Source organism: Alicyclobacillus sp. TC (assembly GCF_016804365.1).
In the GTDB taxonomy this organism is placed as follows: domain Bacteria; phylum Bacillota; class Bacilli; order Alicyclobacillales; family Alicyclobacillaceae; genus Alicyclobacillus_I; species Alicyclobacillus_I tolerans.
This window is the reverse complement of the sequence record NZ_CP044434.1, coordinates 24,522-44,830: the sequence shown is the minus strand read 5'-3', so window position 1 is coordinate 44,830 and position 20,309 is coordinate 24,522. Positions and strand designations below refer to the sequence as shown.

The window sequence follows — 20,309 nt, the reverse complement described above, 5'->3', positions numbered from 1 at the left end:
CCCTCCTTTGAACAAGGTTATCTATCCACTTCGAACATAGAACCAAAACACAGACGCCGACATAAAAGGTACTATCCAGTCAAAGGCTTACCATCTCACACGTGAGATGTGTCTCATCATCAAGATTCCGATCCATACGCAGAATCATAGTGTAGTTTAAATCAACAAAAATCACTCCTGATTGTCTATTTCTTGCAACATCTGTATCGTGTTGGTTAAGTTGTTCTGGAAGATTTCTTTCGCGATGTCGAGTAATTGGAAAACAAGCGGATCGCGCACCGAATACATAACTTTTGTTCCTTCTTTTACACCGATAACTATGTTTTTACTGCGCAAAACTGCCAATTGTTGTGAGACGACAGCGTTATCAACACCCATATGCTCCTGTAATTCATGTACATACTTATCCCCATCTCGTAACAACTCTAAAATTCGAATACGAAATGGATTGGACAGTGCCTTAAAAAATTCTGCCTTAAACGTTTGAAGTTCTTGCAGCATATGCACCATTCCCCTTTCGTGAAGATTCCAATTCATGCGCCCGCTCGATAGCGTGCAATATTCCTTCTAAAATCGCTTGGGGACGTGGTGGACACCCTGGAACATAAACAGACACAGGTAATATTTTATCAACACCACCTAAATGTGCATACGTGTCTCCAAACATTCCTCCACCACATGCACATCCCCCAATAGCTACCAGCATTTTGGGATGTGCCGTAGCCTCATATGTTTTTCGCAACGCTGCTTCTAAATTTCGAGTCACACCGCCAGTAACAAGAAGCATATCCGCATGGCGAGGGGAAGCGACAAAATCAATGCCAAATCGCTGAATATCATACACCGGATTCATCAATGCTGTTATCTCAAAATCACAACCATTACATGACCCGGAGTCAACATGTCGAATGTGTAGAGAACGAGCAAAACATTGTTTAATTCTTGAGGATAACTTCTCTTCGATCTCGGTCACTTACGATTTCCCCTTTCGGTTCTGATTCATCTCTGTTAATTGTATAATGGACGACGAGTTCATCTCGTAGTTGAACACTTGGCATAGGTTCATTCGCGTACGAAAATGCATTGGTTGGGCAAACCTCTGTACATACACGACAAGAAATACACGAGCTATAGGTTATAGAGAAATCAAACTCGTTTTGAACACGACGTAAAGACAATGCTTCACTTGGACATTCCAGAACGCAATCACCACAAGCCGTACACTTTGTGTCATCCAATAATAATTTTCCTCTTCCGTTCACGTGCAAAAGTTCATCTTTTGGTATGGTTCCAATCCCATGTTTCCATAGCCGCTTTAAGACTGCAATCAACCGTATCATCTCCTATACAATCTTAAGAGCAAATGGCAACTACCGATCACAACATGCATAACACAGCTCAAAGCTCTTATTGATGAGCGGAAAATCCGGAATGATGTTTCCAGGTACACAAATGGGTACAGCAGGCCAATTGGCGTACGGTGCAGAACGGACTCTGTAGCGATAAATGGTGTTATTCTCGCCTACCATGACAAAATGCACATTCTCTCCACGTGGCGATTCTGTCATACCAATGCCGAAGGAGTATGGTATTAAGTCTCCAATAGGAACACGAATATCCCCTTTAGGCGTACGGTTTATCACTTGCTCAATGATTTGAAAGGACTGTCTGGCTTCAAGAAATCTTTGCTTGAACCGGGCCATGACATCACCTTCCATGAATGTAGGCACCTCAAAGACAAGTTGATCATAAGCTGCATATGGCAGATCACGGCGAACATCGATGTCGTAATTAGATGCACGAGCTGTTGGTCCAACCGTGGAAAGTTCCCTAGCAATTCGTTCAGATAAAATACCTGTATTCGAAAAACGATTGACCACTATGTCGTGAGACAATATCTGCTCCACTATTTCATTGAATTCTTTCTTAACACGTTCTAATGTGGTTTCAATATATCTCAGCTTCTCTTCTGTGATATCTTCTGTAACGCCGCCTAACGCAATAGAACCTCTCAAAAAACGATGTCCAACGATAAAGTCATTCAACTGCATCAGTTGTTCTTTTAAATGAGCACCGTGATTAACTGCGTATGCGTATCCAATTCCCGCACACATGTTGCCAATGTCTCCAACGTGATTGTATAAGCGTTCCAATTCAGCAAACAGAACACGCAAGAAAATGGCTCTTTCAGGAACCCTCGTTTCTGAAATTTGTTCAATTGCCTGAACGTAGGACAATGCGTGAGAAACACTGCACACACCGCAAATGCGTTCAGCGAGATACAATCCCTTAACAACAGACATTCCCTCACTACGCTTTTCAATTCCACGATGGGTGTAGAACAGCTTCGCTTCTAGATGAAGCACCGAATCTCCCATGACTTGAAATCTGAAATGCCCTGGCTCAATTACCCCTGCATGAATCGGCCCAACAGGAACTTCGAACACACCTTCGCCTTCTACCTTTGGATAAGACCACGAACTGAAGGAATCCCGTTCTTGCTTTTCTCTTAAGGCATAGTCCTTTCGTAATGGATATACACCTTTCGGCCAATCATCATGTAAAACCAAAGGACGTAAATCGGGATGTCCTTCAGGAAAAATCCCAAAAAGATCATGAGCTTCTCTTTCCGCCCATGATGCAGCCGGAATCATAGAAGATAACGTAGGATGAGAAGAGTTACTTTCCGTTAACACGCTTTCCACCACATTGAGCATGGATTTCCCGTCATGTGCAAAGATATAACGTACAACAAATCGATCGATCCCCCTACCACACTCATCAGAGGCAACCATCGTGATAAAACGGCCATGATTTGCGATAACTGTACGACATGCATGAATCAGCTCATGTGGAGCCACGATTATCCTAGATATTTTCATGCGTGAACTCCTCCTACAAGAATTAACGATGCTTGGTGAATCAGTTGTGTAAATGAAGTGGGCATGTATAGGCCAAATAAAACGACAAAAAACAAAGGTAAAACGAGTGGAATGGTATTCCATCGACTGACCTCACCCGTTGACATCCGCTCTCGAACGTTTTCTCCAAAAATCATCTTAATCATATGGAACATCATGGCTGCAAAAATGAAAGCAATAAAAAGAATGAGAACACTTGTTATCCATGCATGCCCCTCTCTAAATCCCGCAACGAAGATAGAAAATTCACTGGTAAATATATTGAATGGAGGTACACCCGTAATTGCCAGCGTGCCTATTAAAAAAACAAACCCTGTAAAAGGCATGCTTTGAAGTACTCCAAAAATTCGAGGCATTTGCTTAGACTTATATTTCTGATTGACATTACCCGCAGTCAAAAAAAGCATCGATTTCCCCATTGAATGATTGAACATTTGTAGCAGTGCAGCAGAGTACCCTAATGGACCACCCATACCTAGCGCAACCGCAATAATCCCCATGTGCTCAATCGTGGAAAATGCCAGCATTCGCTTGAAATCTTTCTGCACAAGAATGAACGGAAAAGCAATCCCGACAGAGAATAAACCAAATCCAATGAAAAGATGTTGAATCAATTGCCCATGGATAGTATTCTCAGCAACAATACCAAACCGAATTAATCCTAACATGGCGCAATTGAGTAAAACGCCTGATAACAGAGCACTGACAGGGGAAGGGGCTTGGCTATGCGCATCAGGAAGCCAAAAATGCATTGGTGCCAATCCAACTTTCGTTCCGAAGCCAACCATGATAAAAACAAATGACAGGGCAACGAGATTGGGCTGTAACACAAAATGAGAATTAGACAAAACTGTCCAATTCAAGACTTGATTACTTGCTCCAAGTTTAGCAATGGACGACGCATAGAGAATAATGACTCCCAATAGCGCAAAAGCGATGCCCGCACTACAAATCATCAGATACTTCCATGTTGCCTCTAGCGCTTCTCCTTTTTGATAAATGGCCACTAAAAACGCCGAAACTATTGTGGTTGCTTCTATACTGACCCAGAGAAGCCCCATATTATTGACAACGGCTACAAATACCATTGTTGCAATAAAGAAGTGATACAACATGTAATACTGCCTGGTCTGTCTAACATTCAAAAGACCTTCCTTTTGTTCATGCCTTATGTAGCCGATAGAATGTATGGAAGTGGTTAAATTCACAATCGAAATGATGGCTAAAATAACGGCACTGAGCGCATCAATGTGAAAAAATTGATTTGAGTTCGTGATGGGTCCTTGAATGATTACTGTGCCCACTAATAGGAGCCCTATAAATGATGTAGCAATACTGCCAATCAAATGAATCGTTTCACTCAACCAAGCTCGACGGATGAAGATGGAGAGAACCCCTGTTACTGTAGGTACGACCAAAGATAAAATGGTTACCATTTCCTCACCCCCGAAGTCTGCGCAAATTTTCTGTGTGTGTACTTTGGAACGTTTTATCGATCCGGTAAGTCAGCATGCTTATGAGAATCACAGCAACGAACACATCCAGGAAGACTCCAATATCTACGAGAAACGGCATCCCGTATGTGGTGACAAGCGCGACTAGAAACAAACCGTTCTCCATTACAACCAGTCCTATTCCCTGCATAATGGCTTTTTGATGCGTCATCATTATCAATAGACCCATAAGTAACATCGCAATTGAAATGGGTAAATACTGTTGACCTAAGCTGATGGAAGACAGATGCAATTTCCCTGTCACGATGTAACTGATGGCCAATATGAGTCCCCCGCAAAGTATGGAAAGTTCACGCCCGATTAGCTTTTCAGTTTCCCGCTTCATTCCGATTTTTTTAAGGGTATACCAGAGAATCCATGGAATACCGATGGACTTCATAAGGATGGTTAATCCCCCCATAATATATAAATCTGGAGTATCTGTTCGCACTGCGATAAGTATGGCCATAAGACCAAGAATTAGGGATTGAACTGACAAAATCTTGATGGCAGTTCCGATTGGTTTTATCCAGAGCAAAGCCAGGGTACTCATTATTAACACAATCGTAAATACTTGTAAAAGCATCAATATACATTCTCCTTAGAGTAAAAAATTAGTTAAAATTGAAATTATAGATAGGGCAAATGCTGCTGATAACAGTCTTGGAATACGAAAGAATCGTATTTTTGCGTATGACATCTCTACAAACGCAATAACAATTGCAATAACAGTGAGCTTCAAGAAAACCATGATGAAACTTGCTATAAGCATGGATCCATGGACTACCAACGAAATCCCCCAAGGAAAACAAAAATCTAACAACAAAGTAAACATGATTGCTTGCTTTATCCATGCACTCCACATCATCAACCCCAAACGTTTCCCAGAATATTCGAGAATCATTCCTTCGTGAATCATGGTTAATTCCAAATGTGTATCTGGGTTATCGATTGGAATTCTACCGGTTTCTGTAATCACTAAAATCAAAAACGCCAAAAAGGCCAAATAAAATGTCGGTGATAAAAGTGGTGAATGACCTGTGACTGCTCGGCTAGTTATCAACGTAAGATTAGTGGTTTTCATTGGCAAGGCGATAGCAAGTAACGTTATAAAAAGAACGGGTTCTGCCAATGCAGATACAAACATATCTCGGCTCGAGCCCATGGCTCCAAATGAACTTCCAGTATCAATTCCCGCAAGTGCTGTAAAAAATCGAGACAAGCCAAACAAATAAACCACAAGCATTAACTGTCCCGTAAAAGATAAAAGTGTATGAGTAATAAACACCGGGATCATCGCCACAACAGCAATCATCGTTACAAACACAACATAAGGTGTGATTAAAAATAACCAGGATACATGGATAGATAAGACTTCGTCTTTGTTCAGATACTTGTGTAAATCATAATAAGGTTGCCAAACCGACGGCCCCTGACGTCCCTGAAGGATAGCTTTTGTCCTTTTGACAATCCCCTGAATAAGCGGTGAAACCCCTATAATAAAAATGACTTGTAAGATTTCTAGAAGCACATGTATCATGCCTAGTTTCACCTCACTTCACCAATATCAAAAGCACAATCAGGGTGACAAACAAATACGCCAAATAACTTTGAACTTGTCCATTTTGAATCGCTCGAACGAGCCGAGCCATACTTAATACCGTTTGAATGATGGGATGATATAAATAGGTTTCGGCAAACGAGGTCACTTTACTGAAATACACGAATTTAGATGGGAAATATTCGCTTCCTTCTGTACGTTGTAATGTTCGAGAGGGTCGGAATATTTGCTGAAACGTAACCCGCACTGGTTTACTGTAGCCGCTCGCTGTGTAGGTCATAAGCGGTGTTAATGTTCCGCCACAGGCCCAAGTTTCCATTCGTACGGCCGAAGTTCGTCGCCCAACCAGGCGAAGAATCCCCCACAGAAAAATGAGCGCCAATATCGAAGTCATGAGAACCGGAATCAGTAAGAGGCGACCATCTGCACGTGCGATGTCGTTCATACCAAACTGGAATGGATTCATTTTTAAGGACATTCCGGTAATCTCTCTTATAGAGTTGCCTAACATAGACACCCATTTGGCTGGAAATATACCGATAAACAAACAGAGCCCAGCTAATCCAGCCATACCGATTCGCATAAGCATGCCCACTTCATTCGCCGATTCTACGTACTCACTTCTGGGTAATGCCAAAAAAGTACTCCCAAACGAACGGACGAATGCCATGGCTACCAATGCACCCGTCATTGTTAATGAACCAACCAACAGCACAGCATATATACCCATCCAAGGAGAATGGACTGACATGGCTAATGCAAATGCCGATTGAAATAACATCCACTCTCCAATGAATCCATTAAATGGTGGCATCGCTGAAATGGACAGTGCACCCATCAAGGTAAAACAGGCTGTCCATGGCATCTTTCGAATAATACCTCCGAGACGATCCATGTTTTTCGTATGGGTTTTCGAGAGTACTGCACCTGCTCCGAAAAATAGAAGACTTTTAAACAATGCGTGATTGAACGCATGTACCAAAGAAGCCAATAGAGAAAATGCAGCAAGTATCGGATCATGCAAAGACATGAAAATCAAGCTTAAACCTAGTCCCAAAAAAATTAGTCCCATATTCTCTATACTGCTATATGCTAACATTCGTTTTTGGTCGCGTTGTACGAGTGCGTGCAGAACCCCCAGAAGTGCTGTTATTGCCCCGATGCATGAAACAAGTATTCCCCACCAGATAGGCCCGCCTTTCAAGAACTCAAAAACAATGAGTAGAAACCCATACATGGCTATTTTGATCATCACACCAGACATAAGTGCCGAGACATGACTTGGTGCAACAGGATGTGCCCGTGGCAGCCATATATGGAAAGGAACGAGGCCAGCTTTTGTACCCAATCCAATCAATGCAAACAAAAAAACAATCGTCTTTATGACATTTGGCATATGATTAGTATTCATAAGATTGAAGGAAAGACTGTCCGAGTAACGAGCAATGATTAGAAAGGAAATAGTTAAAAATACAGTTCCAATGTGCGTCATGACAACATAAATGAATCCTGCATTCCTAACTTCTTCTTGTTCATGTTCATATATCACTAAGAGAAACGATACGATGGACATGCATTCCCACGAAACAAGAAAAGTAAACACGTTCCCCGCCAGCACTACAGAAGCCATGGTGGCAAGAAATACAAGAGCCCCCGCAACTAAAAGTGATACGTCTTTTCGTCCCGCGTATTCTTTCACGTAACCAATACCATATACTGAAGCGAATAAGCCCACGATGCCAATGAGCAATAAAAAAAATCCAGTAAGTGCGTTCATTCGAAAGCTTAAACTTGTAAATGCAAAAGCACCGTCTACGAATGTCACGTATTGTGGCGGCTCGAACATCGCCTTGACAGCGCTCATCACAAGCCCAAGAGACGTAACTACTCCAATAGCATGACCCAGATAAGTTAAGCGCCTTGTTACTACGATCAACAAACCCAGAGAAATATTGATAATGACGAGCACCACGGCGATATTCAGAGCTATTGATACAGACAAAGTTTGTTCCTCCACTCCATACCCTTCAACAAAAGATTATAATCTATATATATTACTATATATTAATTTAAAAACATAAATCAACCACAAACTTATTCGCTTTTGTAACGGAAACGATATACCTTGGAATGTAAAGAGCAGATTTTAACTCTTCAGCGCCGTTATATAATTGGACAAAATCTGATGTTACTCACAAGCCCCCTAATCAGGATGGACAACTTCTCTAAATATAGGAGACTTGAGTAATCAGGAGATTGTCCCATGGAACGCAGGAAATATTCATCGAGTCCCTACAGTCACGTGATGCAAGGAATGCAGAAAAAAGTCGCCCAAGACTTCGAGCAAGAACTTTTTGGGTCCGCTTCAGATTGATATCATCCACTTGCCCTCACCAAGATTAGCAAGGGATTAGCAATCGGCACCGTGAAAAAAAAAACGACACCCGAAAGGTGCCGATTTTCCCTTGCTAGATATGGCGGAAAGGATGGGATTCGAACCCACGGAGCCCTTGCGAACTGGGTGGTTTTCAAGACCGCTGTGCTAATTTAATAACTTCCGCAATGCCGCATGATGAACAGAAGTTCAATAGTTGAAGTTTGTTAGAAAAACGACTTTGCGGCCATCTGAGCACATGTCTCTAATGGCCGCTAACCTTTGATACGAAAGGCTTTTCTGGCGCACCCGGAGGGACTCGAACCCCCGCAAGACGCGGTTTAGGAATTCGGCTGGAGGCGTCACGGGCGGTTTTGGATAACGTTATCGGACCCCAAAAACCTTAATAAATCAAGGTTTTGGGGTCTCATTTCACTGCTGTTCACAGGCGGTCACGGGCGGCATATGGGCAAGATATGGGCAACATATGGGCGTACCATTTCTGGTTCATATCAGCCACGCAAATGTGAAATCACATTCTCTATATACCGTCTAAAGCCTTCATCCCCCATTCTCTCATGTCGTGCATCATAGGTCCCTACATTCATGTTGTAAATGGAGGCTTTTGAGAAGATCACAAAGGCACCAGACAAAATTCGGACAACTGTGCGAGCGTTTGACGGCAAGGACTCTCCATTGTAGTATCCGGAGTCAATGTAGTCCCGATCGATGTATTCACCTGGATCAATTTCACCCAGCTCTTCGTATGAGCTTGCCAATTGGTCGTAAACGCCTGTCGGTTGCAGTGTACCAGTCTCTAGACGAAAATAAGACCACTGCGGCTCAGAATCGGGAAACGAGTGGAAAATGAGACGTTGTGGCTTTACGATGTATGGTAAACCATCCATGCGAAGCTCTATGCAACTCTGTTCGTGGGATGGAAGTGCTTTTATCAAATCGAGTCCACCGCTGTTTGGCATAAAAGTGTGATTCATTGCCTTACTTTCACCGATCGCATTCAAAATCTGTAAAATTGAGGCTCCATCCGTCCATTCAGAACGCTCAGGTACACCAACAGGAAAAATGCTTCTGACCAATGCATCCCACAAAGGTAACTGTTCCTCAATGAAATCTGTTTTCACAAGAGAACCCCTTCCCAGGCAGTCATTTTGTATAATTGTACCATGACTTCAATGTGGAGATGAGAATGCCCATGAGCGTTCAAGATACCATTCATAGTATAATGCATAGGTTTCTGCCAGTAAGAAACCTTTCAGATGAAGACAGGCTTGTTCTCAAGAGGCTTGTGGAAGTCGACCTCGTAAATGATATTAGAACAATACTTATCGACCAAAACCTCTACACGATCAAGGGTAGGGTCGGTCAAGCACGTTGGGCCGATGTCCCGTGGATCGGAATTCATGACCGTAGAATTGACTCAGCAGCGACAACTGGCGTGTATGTCGCACTCCTGTTCAAAGTGGATGGCAGCGGATTTGCTCTATCGATCCAGATGGGAACGGAAGGACTATCGTATAAACAAATAAAAATGAGGAGCGCTCAACAACACCGATTTTTTTCGCCGCTTTGGGATGATTTTAGCCAATCGCCACTGTCTCTGCGCCCACAGCCGGTAGACCTACGTACTTTCCCAACAACGTCACGCCCTGCCAAATACGAGGTCGCAAACCTAGTTGGGAAAGAGTACCATAAAATTGACAGCCTCGGATCGATTGAGAATGATATATCCAGAATTATATGCATGTATAACGACTGGGTGGGGACTCTTCTGGGTTCAGACGATGAATCCGCATATCAAGAGGCCTTGGAGCCTGTGGCCACTACGGACATATATATCAACGAACGTCCACCCGATCGTCTAGAACGAACATACGTGAAGGTAGGTTCATTGCATCCGCAGAGGGATCCAAAACAGGGCGCAATTGCGGAAAGGATTTGCCAATACAGATGCGAGGGCAATGAGAATCACGAAACCTTTTTGAGGGAAAATGGAATTCCGTACCTAGAAAAACACCATCTGATCCCGATGGAAAGATACTTTGAAACATCCATTGACCACTTTGTAAACATATATTGCTTGTGTCCTTTGTGTCATAGGGCAATCCATCACGCACATAAGGCCGAAAGGAAATCTTTAATCGAAAAGCTGTTTAACGCCCGTCAAAAAACATACAAAGAATTTTATGGAGTGGATCTGAACGATCTCCTGAAATTCTACAATATATAGAGAAGAATTCATCAAGAATTGTGCGATCGTTCGTGCTGTTCACACTTGGTAGTCTGAGACCTGAACTGAGTGGACAAAGCCCCCGATTGGCAGTCTGCGTATTTGAAGCTATTGTCTTGTTCCAGATTTCTGATATTGTGGATCATGTGTAGAAAAAGGGGAGGAACATGATGTCAATCGATGACCGCATTTACCGATTGCAGAGGTCGAATGTTCCGGCGGATCTTAAGTATATCCTTCGGCAGGCTGACAAAGCCTTCCTGCAAGACGATGAGGTTCAAGCCAGTAATTTGATTGCGTATTTGGAAATCGAGTGTGAAAAGCGTGGTATTGCGCTCTATCAGGATGAGTACCTGTATTCGAACAATTAACCTTCCAACGACCCCAAGAGGGTAACACCATTACCCTGAGTTCCGTTTTGCTTTTTGAATCGTAGTAACCAGATGGTCAATGACATCTTCGAAGTGTTCATTCAAGTCGTGCTCCCAGATTCGTACCACGCACCAGCCGTTGGCAATGTACTGCTCGGTTACCCTTCTATCCCGCTCCTTGTTTCTATCAATCTTTGTCGTCCAAAACGCTACGTTGCTCTTCGGAATCCGGCCATGTTCAACGCAGCCATGCCAGAAACACGAATCGATAAAAATAGCCACTTTCAGCTTTTTGACTGCAATGTCCGGTTTCCCTGGTAGATCCTTTACGTTCACACGAAATCGGATCCCTCTTTTCCATAGTTCCCGCCGCACTCGAATTTCGGGCGAGGTATTGCGTGACCGGACAGCCTTCATGATTTCGCTTCGTCGCTGCTTTGAAACATTGTCTGTCATAGGTATCTTTCCAATATCGAGTTGTATGAGTTCATAAGACCAAAACGTCAACGCCTATTTGCAACAGGGAACGCTGAAGGATCTCCTCATCACCAGCCGGAAGTGGTACGCCGCCGGTTAATATCACAAGCATTTTTTTCATTTCGAGACCTTGCAGTAATGGCGTGGCGCCGATGTGCAGTAGCACTTTACGAAGAGCCGTTTCCCACTTAACGAAAGTGCCCGTCGCCACCACAAGCGTCTTGCCAGTTTGCGTCATGCGAAAGACGTAAACATCGTTTTTCTGCCCTATAAGAGCACAGTCTTCGTTGTAGAAATCACAGATTGCGGCTCGCAAACCTTCCTTGGTAACAGTTCTCTTGGACTTGGTGTACTGATTTAGAATGCCGTCCTTTATGTATGTTCGAACCTTTTCCTCCTCCATGAACCGCAACAGCACTCCACCTACTTCCGGATCAGCGACGAGTCGATCCATAAACCGGGTGTTTTCCACTCTGTTATTTAACATATACCCTTCATCATCGGCAATTCGGAACACTCTCTCAATGAGTTCATTTCTTACTGGATCAGGGATTCTCAACGTCAAGCACCTCTAACGGAAATTTGAGGGCGCTTTTCTCGTCCTCTGTAGCTGCTTTGGTAACATCGTCGAGCCATTGTTCAACGAATGCGAGTGTTCCGGCGTTCTCAAACCTTACGATACCGTCCGGAAAATAATGCACTGCTGAAGGATGACCCTTTGTGGAAGAACGGGCTTCTTTATCCAACTCCATAATGTCCGCAAGTCGACGCAAGTCTGATACAAAGTCTAGCACCACGACCTCTTTCTTCCGATCGGAGACTCGTAACCCCCGCCCCAATTGTTGGATGAAGATTCTACGAGAATGTGTCACCCTCATGAACACAATGATATTTACGTCAGGAACGTCAATTCCTTCATTAAGAACATCAACAGCGGTAACAGCTTGTATTCTGCCAGCGCTGAATTCCATCAAAGACTTGTATCGTTCAAGACGACTTACCCCAGACAAGGGCCGGCACTTTAGTATCCCGCTTAAATTCACCAATTCCGAGACCCTAGCGCAATGTTCGATGCTAGAGCAGAAAAAAATGATTCGTGGACCAACCCTGGTTGACGCCACCTCGAGCGTCTCGCTAATCATCGCTTCATCCCTTTGCGGGACAAATAGCCTTCTATTGAGGTCTCTCAATGTGAGTCCCTTTGTACGTTCCTGGGAAAACACGTCTTTCCAGTCAATTGTGTCACAGAAAACCCGATATAAGACTTTCGCTAAAAAGCCCATCTTCATACCATCGACAAGCGATATTTGCGCTACTGGTTCACCGAACACTGTATTCAGATTCAGACCATCACCTCTCCAAGGCGTTGCGGTCATACCTATCAATAGGCGGGGTCTTAGGTGCTTGAGGCAAAGCAAAAAGCCGTCGGCGAGTGCGTGATGCGCCTCATCCACGACCACAATATCGAAATCGGTTGGGTTGAGGCCTGGAAGATAGCCTAGAAGTGTTTGATATGTTCCAAAGTTGATCCCATCGAAACGCTTGGGAGGTAACCCATCAAAAAAAACATGGGTCGGCACATCTTTTCCTATTTGTGGCCAAAAGCTTTGTTCAAGTTGTAAACTCAAATCTTGAGAATGACAGACCACCAAAACGCTCCGTAGTCCATCTTCCCGAAGTCTATGAACAATCTCAGCGGCAATCGTACTCTTGCCGAGACCTGTAGCGATGACGAATTGGACCGATCGTCCTCCGGAGCGGAACTTTTCAAGGGAATCACTTATGACCACTTCTTGGTACGGTCTAGGCTTCCTTTGTTCCCAATGTTCAACAGGCCACTTGGCGAGGATTTCCCTCAGAAACGCTCCGTTCCATAAACGGCAGTCAAATCCGTACTTTTGAAGCTCTTTGATTCGTGTCCGAGCGGAAGTCGTAAAGTCCCCGTTGGTCGCCACGACCGCAATGTCTCCGCCATACAACGCCAATGCGTCAAGCGCCTCTTGAACAGCTGATGGACCGACATAATTTGAACCAGTTACCGCCTTTACTTGAACGACAAACACTTTTTCTTTGCCGTTGACGGTGCGCTTGCCGAGAACGTCTCCGCCTCCATCTCCACGCCGACCAATAATACGTACATCAGACCAACCACAGTGCGACATAGTTCTAGCGACTACCCTTTCCATCGCCCTCCAGTTGGTCCCCTGCATAACGGCTTCTGTCAGAAACGAATCGTCCATTATTCCACCATCATCTCTTCTAACAATTCCAGGCTATGGCTACAGCGGAGCAATTCTTCTTTTTTCGAGCCACCCCGTTGGGTGATGTCCGATGGACTCAAAACCCACTGAGCGTCTTTGATGTACGATATCACTCGTTCTTTTGCCTCTTCTCTTATTCGCTCCGTTGCCTGTGAAGAAGGAAAATTTATCAGAGAATAGTTTACTCTAAAGAAGTTTCCATCAAAGAACTCTTCTGGATACCTTGAAATTAGTGTAACCAAAAACCGTTCCGGTGCAACGGCAAGCGCTTTGATACCACCAGGTTCCCGGTGTAGTACCTTCATTTGGAGTTCCGGATTAGAAACAATCAAATTTTGGACTATGACTTCCAAGTCTCCTGGATGCTCGTGTAGTGTGTCCAAAATTTCTGATTCACGACTGGAAAGCAAATCAATCGCAGCCCCACGCATACGATCGAAGAAAGCCTGGGACCTTTCCTGAATAGTCCCAAGATCAATTCGTTCGTCTGGAAACATCTCCTCGAGCAGTTCGATGTAGACCGCTGTCAGCTCTCGATCCAGTCGATCACGGGTAATAAACACATCGGCCAAATGTAGTAACAGCATCTCGTATGGCTGTGTTCTTCTAGTCATAAAAAACGGGTGAAATGGATTGTAGAAAAATTTCAACGATCTAAAATTGGCCTTATCCCACAACAACGGAACCCCGTCAGGTCCTGTGCCAATTACGCCGCTGGTCAACCTTCGTACCTCAACAGCCAAAGGTGATGGACAGTTTCGGTATCGATACTCCCGACACAATGAATCATCCCTAACGGATCTCGACAACAGGTCTTCGATTAAATCTGGTCCTTGATCCTCCGCTGTACCATTGGAAGCCTGTCCAGTCCCCGGCTCACCAGTATTTTGACCCTCGTTCGAACGCCCTTCCCCATTAGTTGAATTCCCTTGATCCTCCCGTTGTGACGAACCCCCTGTGTTTCCGCTATCAGGTCCATAGTCGTCTGGGTCGTCGGAAGGGGACGATCCAGGGTTTACTCTCCCGCTTCTCCCGGCACCACGGTCTGCCTTGTCCATATCTGCCCGTTGAGCAGCTTCAAACCATTTTGTATCCTCCATATAGTCGAGATCACCGAGAAAGAACTTTTTCGCCCACTCCCGAGCTATTTCGCCCTTTATAGCCAACCACTTGGTTCCGGGATCTTGACGTTGGAAACCACGGACCAACTTTCCTATAGGGGAATTGTTCTGGCCCTGATAATTAAGAACCTGTCGCTGTTCCTTCAAGATGGGCCCGTCGCCTCTGAGAATGTTTACCATCTCGTACCAAGATGCGTCGGTACGGTCAAAGTCGTTCTTCTGGTACGTGGGAACCAAGTGGTCAACGTGAATTTCACCAACAATTCGACCACCCCACGTGGACCCTAGTTCCTTGGGATATTCGAGGTTTGACGTACCAGTTTCACTAATCCAATAGCTAAAGAGCGACTTGTCTTTTCGAAGAATTTTTCTTCCGTTTCTTACAAAATCGATTCCGAACATCGAAGCGTCGCCAAACCTCTGAATACCAATCCAACCAACGATCCTTTTTTCCCGCTCAATGATGCCATCGGGAAAAACGCCGTTCTCAGACTGAAATTCATACGCTTCGTCTTCCTCTTCTATCGACAAATATCTGTTTTTATTCACGTCGAACAACGCTATACCGACATTTTCATCGACTTTCTGTATAGCGTGAATTGTCTCTCCACCACGAACAACATATCGAGATTCCGACCAGACACAATATGGGACCGCCTTGCACTTTTTCATTTGAACGAGAATCTCAAGATCGTCCATTGATCTTAAGATTGGAGAGTACACGTCAGCCAGTGTGTTTCGAATTTGGGATTCCGTACCCCGAATCCGGTCAAATATCCCCGGTTTCAGTTTTGATATTATGATACGAGTGCCATGGTCGGAAGAGTTGGCTTTATCAAAGCGAACTACGGGAACCTCGTAGTTTTGATTACGAATCATTTCCTCAAAATCAATTAAAACACCGACCCAATTCGGGTCACCCGTGCGTGTTGAAAGCACAACGGTTTGTTCACCAAGTCTTGCAGTGGCTATGTTGAACCCCATCCCGAACATACCCAAGCTATCCGTTGAGGTTTTCGACGAGTAGCCTGCTTGCACGGCATTTCTTATAGAATCGAGTGTCATACCAGGCCCGGTGTCACGAATTTCAATCTTTCTTTCACCGGCAGCGGCAGCTGTAGAGGTCCACGATATAATGATCTGTTTCTTGGACAACGGTACTGATGCAGTGGTGGCGGACTGGAAGGAATCAATGCTGTTGTCGATCAATTCCGCAAAACATTGCCAAGGTTCAAAAGGAATTTCTCCCAGGGTGCGAAGCACACGAGGATTCGGGGTTATATCCACATGTTCCGTACTTTGCACTTGCGACATTTCTCGCTTCCCCCTATAACGTCTTCAGATATTCCGCCACGGATCGAGCCACATGATGTGAAAGCATGGGTGGGACAGCATTTCCGATCTGCATAATGTTCGTTGTTGCAGAATGCGGAAAGATAAAGTCGTCCGGGAAAGTTTGTAAACGTGCGCACTCCCGTATAGTCAATCTCCGTGGGAGTTTGTAGTGAAACTGAACACGAGATTTGGCGTTTGCACGAACGGTGTAACTGGGTTCACCCGCACGGCTAACCTCGTCCCCCTGCCCGTTCCCCCTCTTTGCACGACTAGCCTTAAAATATTGACTTTGATTTGCAATGGATTCATCATCAATGTCTTCTAAATCAGAGATCGCCCAGTCTATTGTTCTATAACCAAGCAAGTGTGTAGGTGCAGGCTGAATAGGAGCGCCTGGCAAATCCTCACGAACCCCCACTAGAAAAACCCTCGTACGGTTTTGCGGTACACCATAGTCCGGAGCGAATAGAACCCATGTCTGAAAGCGGTAACCAACTGACTCGAGATCGGCAAGAATGGTCCGAATTACCTCTCCGCCTTGCATCCTCGTGATATTTGGAACGTTTTCAGCTACAACAACCTTGGGTTTATGTTCCTTCATCACGCCGAAAAAAACTTTATACAGTTGTCCACGTGGAGACGAAAGACCCTTCTTAGGGCCGCATGAACTGAAGTCTTGGCAGGGAAAACCACCAATTAGCACATCGTGCTTTGGTACATCCGAAGGATTGAGTTGAGTGAGGTCCTGTTCAAAAATATGGTCCCCTATATTCCTTTTATATGTATCCACAGCTAGAGGATCTATTTCATAGGCAGCTCTGATGGAGTATCCTAGTTTTTCAAATTCGATGCCTTTATATTGAAACCCACCACAAAAGCCAAGGTCTAAGCCCCCGCAGCCAGCAAATAAAGAACAAACAGACCACGTATCCGTGATCGCTTGGTTGTATTTTTCCGTTGAAATGGTATCTAGTACATTCATTCATCGTTCAACTCCCTAATTAACAGCACAAGCCTCCCCCATTTTTATTCGTCGTTGATCCAAGAAACTCCTGCTCCAGTGAGGCCTCACCAGAACCTGTTCAGAACATCGATGAAGATCGGTTGGACACCGGACTCGTTTTCGATTCCTGGCTAGCCTTGGTGGCGTTCCTCCGCCCACTCTTTTTCTAGAGGTCTCACCACATATCTTCAAAACTGAGGGAGTGGTGCTAGAGGGCATCAATTCAGACGATCCCAGACGTTGAATAAAGAAGTGGATGCCCCCAATACGAATCTCAAGCTGCCTAGCTTGCTGTGGCCTCTTCATCAGAATCAGCGTGCCGAGTAACATAAGCAAGCACCGACAGGTACAAGTCTCTGATCTGTTCCATCGTCCAATGCTGGTGTGGAATATCCGACAGCATTGTTGCGACGTACCTCTTACATACAACAGATGCACCAGGTGGCAGCTGTCTACTAACGAGGAACACCGTTGCCGAGTCACAAGGAACAGTCCCGTGTGCAACAGCATAAGCGTCCTCGTTGAGTGGCGGTGCCACATATTCATCCGGCAGAGGAGAGCTTGACCACCAGCTGGCAGCCTCTCTCAATGTCTGTCGCACACGCTTGCACCGCACACACGTGCAGCCCCCCGCACAGTCACGTCGTCACATATAGAAACAACCCTACGACCCCCTGCCGTACCGCTCGTACCCGCCTTTTCTGACGCTGCCACTTGTGTTTTCAGGAGTCGGCGCACCTCCCCTTCTGTGCATCCTAATTTCACAGCTATTTGGCAATTGTTTAGTCCTTGTGCCTTTAGCTCCACGATACGTCGGCGGCGTTCTTGGGCAGTGGCCACATACTCCTCACGAGTCATGCTGCTCTGTTTACGAGTGCTCTTGGATACACAATCAAGACGAAGAACTTGCAAGCCGGACTGTTCCTGTGGCGTAATTTCCAGCCAGTCCACGATTTTCTCCGTAGAGTACCAGTACCGCTTTATCTCTGCATAGCGGGTCTCACATTCGACGACGTAATCGTCTAGCGGTGACTTCAAACGCTCGTTAAAAGAACGGGTCATCTCAAGCGCCTTTTCGGACTCATAGGCACACAGCGCAGTGACTCGGTACAGGAAAACTGCCCTACGACGGCGATCTCCGTCGAAGGCACCCATTTCCCGCAGGGTTTCGAGGTCTTGTAGCCGTTTTTTTGCCTGTGGAACAAATGATACAACAACATTTTTGTTGGGTTCCTCAGCATGACCAGGCTGGGATTCGTTCTTTACCGTTGAAGCTTTTCTCCTTTTACTAGCTTTCGACGAACGCTGTGTAAAAGGAACGACGTTGGACGGCGCCCGAGCCGGCTTTTCCTGCTCCTCCGACAGCTTGGACTGATTCTCGTGTTTTGACAGCCATTCCTCAAATGGAATCCAGTCGGGCATCACCCGCTCGCCAAATTGGCGGAGATCGTATCTCTCTGCCCGAAGATACAGAACTTCTGTAGTCTTCCCACGTTTGCTGTTAAAGCTTCCGTCTGGCCGCAGAACACGCACAACATCGCTGACTCCAGTATCGACGCCATACGGCTGGAAAATCTCGATAAGCCGAGCCTCAATTTTCTTCCAAAGATCCACCTTGTAGTGACTAACGGGATTGATCCACCACACCAGGTGGATACCGCCACCGGTAAAGGCCACTACGTTAGGCGTTGGAACCATATCACCAAAGCACTCTCGCACCTTTGTCCAGGCTTGCGCTACGGTCATGCTGGTGAGTTCCAAGATGTCAAGATCCACATACAACGAGCGTACCTCTTTCACGGTGTTCTCCGTCCGTCGTCCTACGACAAAACTCGGGTTTTGGACGAAGTAAAGGTCCCTCATCCCCCATTGAAGAAGCAGTTCCTCCGTTATTTCATTGAGCTGATAGGTGTACTGTCTGCTGCGTTTTACCGGTCGAATCAGGAGCTTGCTGCCGCCATCCTTGCGTAGTTTCTCAAGGCGTTTTTCGGCTTTGATAGTCCGTAAATCAGCCAAGTATTGCACCTTTTCTTCCTCTGAAAGTTCTTCCATGAGATTTTGTTCGGTCTCAGTGAGCTCGTACACAGCACACGATATTACCCGCTCGTACGCTGGTGTCAGACGCACAAAAATCTGGTTACTCCAAGATTGACTGCCGTTGAAGTTCAGTTTTTGAAAAAATGCGATCCAGCCTTGTGTGCCCTCGTGGTGTTTTTTGATGTGATCCACAGCACGTTTGGCTCCATCCATCTCCTGCCGCAACTGTTCAGCTAGCGACGGATTTTGACCTGGTGTGCTTAGTGATTGTGAGGAACGAACACAAAGCGCTGTTCGATTCGCTACTATTCGTAGCTTTTGATGGTTGTCGACCGTCTTGGCCATACGTCACCCTCCTTTCGTCAAACAAAAAACCGACTTCTCAGCCGGGCGACTTGAGAAATCGGTTTGATTTCCAGGGAGGTGCTTTTAACACTTGCAAAGTCACGATAACTTTGCGCATAGTGACTTCAGCAATCACTCCAGTCGTCGCCTGACTGGGGGGCATGATATCCGTCTCGGTGTTCCAACCACCGGGGCGGATTTTGTGTGATAAGCGGCGCCCCACTTCTTGACGGAAAACCTACTAAGCCTTGATCGAAAATTGCAAGTGTCACTCGATACCGAAAAAATGTTTGAAGGTGGCCTTGCATTAGAAGAGCAACCGTTTATAAGATCGCAACCGTTGAACAAAGGAGAGATGAAGGGAGAGATGAAAAGGTGAATCGCACACCCATATGAGTGAATCACGTCTACAGGCCGGAAATGAGATTGAACCCTCGTTTTATAGAGATGGAACACCTCGGTAATAAACGCCTCTTGCAAGAAATGCGAACGGGTCTTGTAGCCCCGGCGGTGCCCAAAGCCGCAAAAGCTCCATAACGGAGGGCTGGTCATGGACCAAGCGCCTGGTGCGCCAGATCGCTCACCCAAACCGAGCGAGAAGCCCGACAAGCCTAGTTGCAGCGGCCATGGGCATGGCTGCACAACACGGATGACAGTCCGTATAGGCAATCTGCTCAACCCTTGTACCACCTTTTTCTAACCTTTTGCTTTACTTGTTTTCAACCCCTTTTGAAACCGGTTCAAACCCTTTTCACACCCCTA

At 45.4% G+C, this 20,309-nt stretch carries 17 protein-coding genes; 2 read left to right on the top strand and 15 right to left on the bottom strand.

Annotated features, from left to right (window positions below; translation table 11 throughout):
- Positions 1 to 171: 171 nt before the first annotated feature.
- The 9 genes from FY534_RS00190 to FY534_RS00150 all read right to left on the bottom strand — a co-directional run bounded on the left by FY534_RS00190 (position 172) and on the right by FY534_RS00150 (position 9,491).
- A complete protein-coding gene (locus tag FY534_RS00190; RefSeq protein ID WP_072873709.1) occupies positions 172 to 501 on the bottom strand; it encodes an ArsR/SmtB family transcription factor in 330 nt (109 codons plus the stop codon).
- Entirely contained in the window at positions 476 to 973 is a 498-nt protein-coding gene (locus FY534_RS00185) for an NADH-quinone oxidoreductase subunit B family protein (RefSeq protein ID WP_072873710.1), read from the bottom strand. Before FY534_RS00185 ends, FY534_RS00190 begins: the two co-directional genes overlap by 26 nt.
- On the bottom strand, positions 936 to 1,340 hold the full coding sequence (locus FY534_RS14930) for a 4Fe-4S binding protein (protein WP_083574127.1): 405 nt from the start codon (positions 1,338 to 1,340) through the stop codon (positions 936 to 938). Before FY534_RS14930 ends, FY534_RS00185 begins: the two co-directional genes overlap by 38 nt.
- A 30-nt stretch (positions 1,341 to 1,370) precedes the next feature.
- Positions 1,371 to 2,882: a hydrogenase large subunit gene (locus FY534_RS00175; protein WP_203114910.1), complete on the bottom strand. Its 1,512-nt coding sequence runs from the start codon at positions 2,880 to 2,882 to the stop codon at positions 1,371 to 1,373.
- The gene (locus FY534_RS00170; protein ID WP_203114909.1) at positions 2,879 to 4,357 is read right to left on the bottom strand and encodes a hydrogenase 4 subunit F; all 1,479 of its coding nucleotides are present in this window, start codon (positions 4,355 to 4,357) and stop codon (positions 2,879 to 2,881) included. Before FY534_RS00170 ends, FY534_RS00175 begins: the two co-directional genes overlap by 4 nt.
- Before the next feature lie 4 nt (positions 4,358 to 4,361).
- Entirely contained in the window at positions 4,362 to 5,000 is a 639-nt protein-coding gene (locus tag FY534_RS00165) for a hypothetical protein (RefSeq protein WP_072873738.1), read from the bottom strand.
- Between the two features lie 15 nt (positions 5,001 to 5,015).
- A complete protein-coding gene (locus tag FY534_RS00160) occupies positions 5,016 to 5,954 on the bottom strand; it encodes a respiratory chain complex I subunit 1 family protein (RefSeq protein WP_203114908.1) in 939 nt (312 codons plus the stop codon).
- A gap of 13 nt (positions 5,955 to 5,967) precedes the next feature.
- Positions 5,968 to 7,977: a proton-conducting transporter transmembrane domain-containing protein gene (locus tag FY534_RS00155; protein WP_203114907.1), complete on the bottom strand. Its 2,010-nt coding sequence runs from the start codon at positions 7,975 to 7,977 to the stop codon at positions 5,968 to 5,970.
- Between the two features lie 884 nt (positions 7,978 to 8,861).
- Positions 8,862 to 9,491, bottom strand: a complete 630-nt coding sequence (locus FY534_RS00150) for a serine/threonine protein kinase (protein WP_238413594.1) — start codon at positions 9,489 to 9,491, stop codon at positions 8,862 to 8,864.
- 71 nt (positions 9,492 to 9,562) lie between these two features.
- On the opposite strand from FY534_RS00150, the gene FY534_RS00145 reads away from it, so the two are divergent.
- Positions 9,563 to 10,597, top strand: a complete 1,035-nt coding sequence (locus FY534_RS00145) for an MrcB family domain-containing protein (RefSeq protein ID WP_203114906.1) — start codon at positions 9,563 to 9,565, stop codon at positions 10,595 to 10,597.
- A 170-nt stretch (positions 10,598 to 10,767) separates the two neighbouring features.
- The gene (locus FY534_RS00140; RefSeq protein ID WP_203114905.1) at positions 10,768 to 10,968 is read left to right on the top strand and encodes a hypothetical protein; all 201 of its coding nucleotides are present in this window, start codon (positions 10,768 to 10,770) and stop codon (positions 10,966 to 10,968) included.
- Positions 10,969 to 10,998: 30 nt separating this feature from the next.
- Here the strand turns inward: FY534_RS00140 and FY534_RS00135 are convergent, their stop codons facing one another.
- From FY534_RS00135 to FY534_RS00110, 6 genes are all read right to left on the bottom strand, one after another.
- Positions 10,999 to 11,424, bottom strand: a complete 426-nt coding sequence (locus FY534_RS00135) for a very short patch repair endonuclease (protein WP_203114904.1) — start codon at positions 11,422 to 11,424, stop codon at positions 10,999 to 11,001.
- A 31-nt stretch (positions 11,425 to 11,455) separates the two neighbouring features.
- Positions 11,456 to 12,004 (bottom strand): hypothetical protein, encoded by a 549-nt coding sequence (locus tag FY534_RS00130; RefSeq protein WP_238413593.1) that lies wholly within the window; start codon positions 12,002 to 12,004, stop codon positions 11,456 to 11,458.
- Complete coding sequence (locus FY534_RS00125) at positions 11,991 to 13,685, bottom strand: DEAD/DEAH box helicase family protein (protein WP_203114902.1); 1,695 nt, start codon at positions 13,683 to 13,685, stop codon at positions 11,991 to 11,993. Before FY534_RS00125 ends, FY534_RS00130 begins: the two co-directional genes overlap by 14 nt.
- Positions 13,685 to 16,141, bottom strand: a complete 2,457-nt coding sequence (locus tag FY534_RS00120; RefSeq protein ID WP_203114901.1) for an ATP-binding protein — start codon at positions 16,139 to 16,141, stop codon at positions 13,685 to 13,687. Before FY534_RS00120 ends, FY534_RS00125 begins: the two co-directional genes overlap by 1 nt.
- Positions 16,142 to 16,154: 13 nt before the next feature.
- Positions 16,155 to 17,144: a DNA cytosine methyltransferase gene (locus tag FY534_RS00115; protein ID WP_203114900.1), complete on the bottom strand. Its 990-nt coding sequence runs from the start codon at positions 17,142 to 17,144 to the stop codon at positions 16,155 to 16,157.
- A gap of 606 nt (positions 17,145 to 17,750) precedes the next feature.
- Positions 17,751 to 19,547 (bottom strand): hypothetical protein, encoded by a 1,797-nt coding sequence (locus FY534_RS00110; protein ID WP_203114899.1) that lies wholly within the window; start codon positions 19,545 to 19,547, stop codon positions 17,751 to 17,753.
- Between the last annotated feature and the right edge of the window lie 762 nt (positions 19,548 to 20,309).

Bases quoted from the DNA above. Each gene is read 5' to 3' on its own strand.
- FY534_RS00190 (WP_072873709.1), bottom strand. From the start codon at position 501: ATGCTGCAAGAACTTCAAACGTTTAAGGCAGAATTTTTTAAGGCACTG.
- FY534_RS14930 (WP_083574127.1), bottom strand. From the start codon at position 1,340: ATGATACGGTTGATTGCAGTCTTAAAGCGGCTATGGAAACATGGGATT.
- FY534_RS00175 (WP_203114910.1), bottom strand. From the start codon at position 2,882: ATGAAAATATCTAGGATAATCGTGGCTCCACATGAGCTGATTCATGCA.
- FY534_RS00170 (WP_203114909.1), bottom strand. From the start codon at position 4,357: ATGGTAACCATTTTATCTTTGGTCGTACCTACAGTAACAGGGGTTCTC.
- FY534_RS00165 (WP_072873738.1), bottom strand. From the start codon at position 5,000: ATGCTTTTACAAGTATTTACGATTGTGTTAATAATGAGTACCCTGGCT.
- FY534_RS00160 (WP_203114908.1), bottom strand. From the start codon at position 5,954: ATGATACATGTGCTTCTAGAAATCTTACAAGTCATTTTTATTATAGGG.
- FY534_RS00145 (WP_203114906.1), top strand. From the start codon at position 9,563: ATGAGCGTTCAAGATACCATTCATAGTATAATGCATAGGTTTCTGCCA.
- FY534_RS00140 (WP_203114905.1), top strand. From the start codon at position 10,768: ATGTCAATCGATGACCGCATTTACCGATTGCAGAGGTCGAATGTTCCG.
- FY534_RS00135 (WP_203114904.1), bottom strand. From the start codon at position 11,424: ATGACAGACAATGTTTCAAAGCAGCGACGAAGCGAAATCATGAAGGCT.
- FY534_RS00125 (WP_203114902.1), bottom strand. From the start codon at position 13,685: ATGGACGATTCGTTTCTGACAGAAGCCGTTATGCAGGGGACCAACTGG.
- FY534_RS00120 (WP_203114901.1), bottom strand. From the start codon at position 16,141: ATGTCGCAAGTGCAAAGTACGGAACATGTGGATATAACCCCGAATCCT.
- FY534_RS00115 (WP_203114900.1), bottom strand. From the start codon at position 17,144: ATGAATGTACTAGATACCATTTCAACGGAAAAATACAACCAAGCGATC.
- FY534_RS00110 (WP_203114899.1), bottom strand. From the start codon at position 19,547: ATGGCCAAGACGGTCGACAACCATCAAAAGCTACGAATAGTAGCGAAT.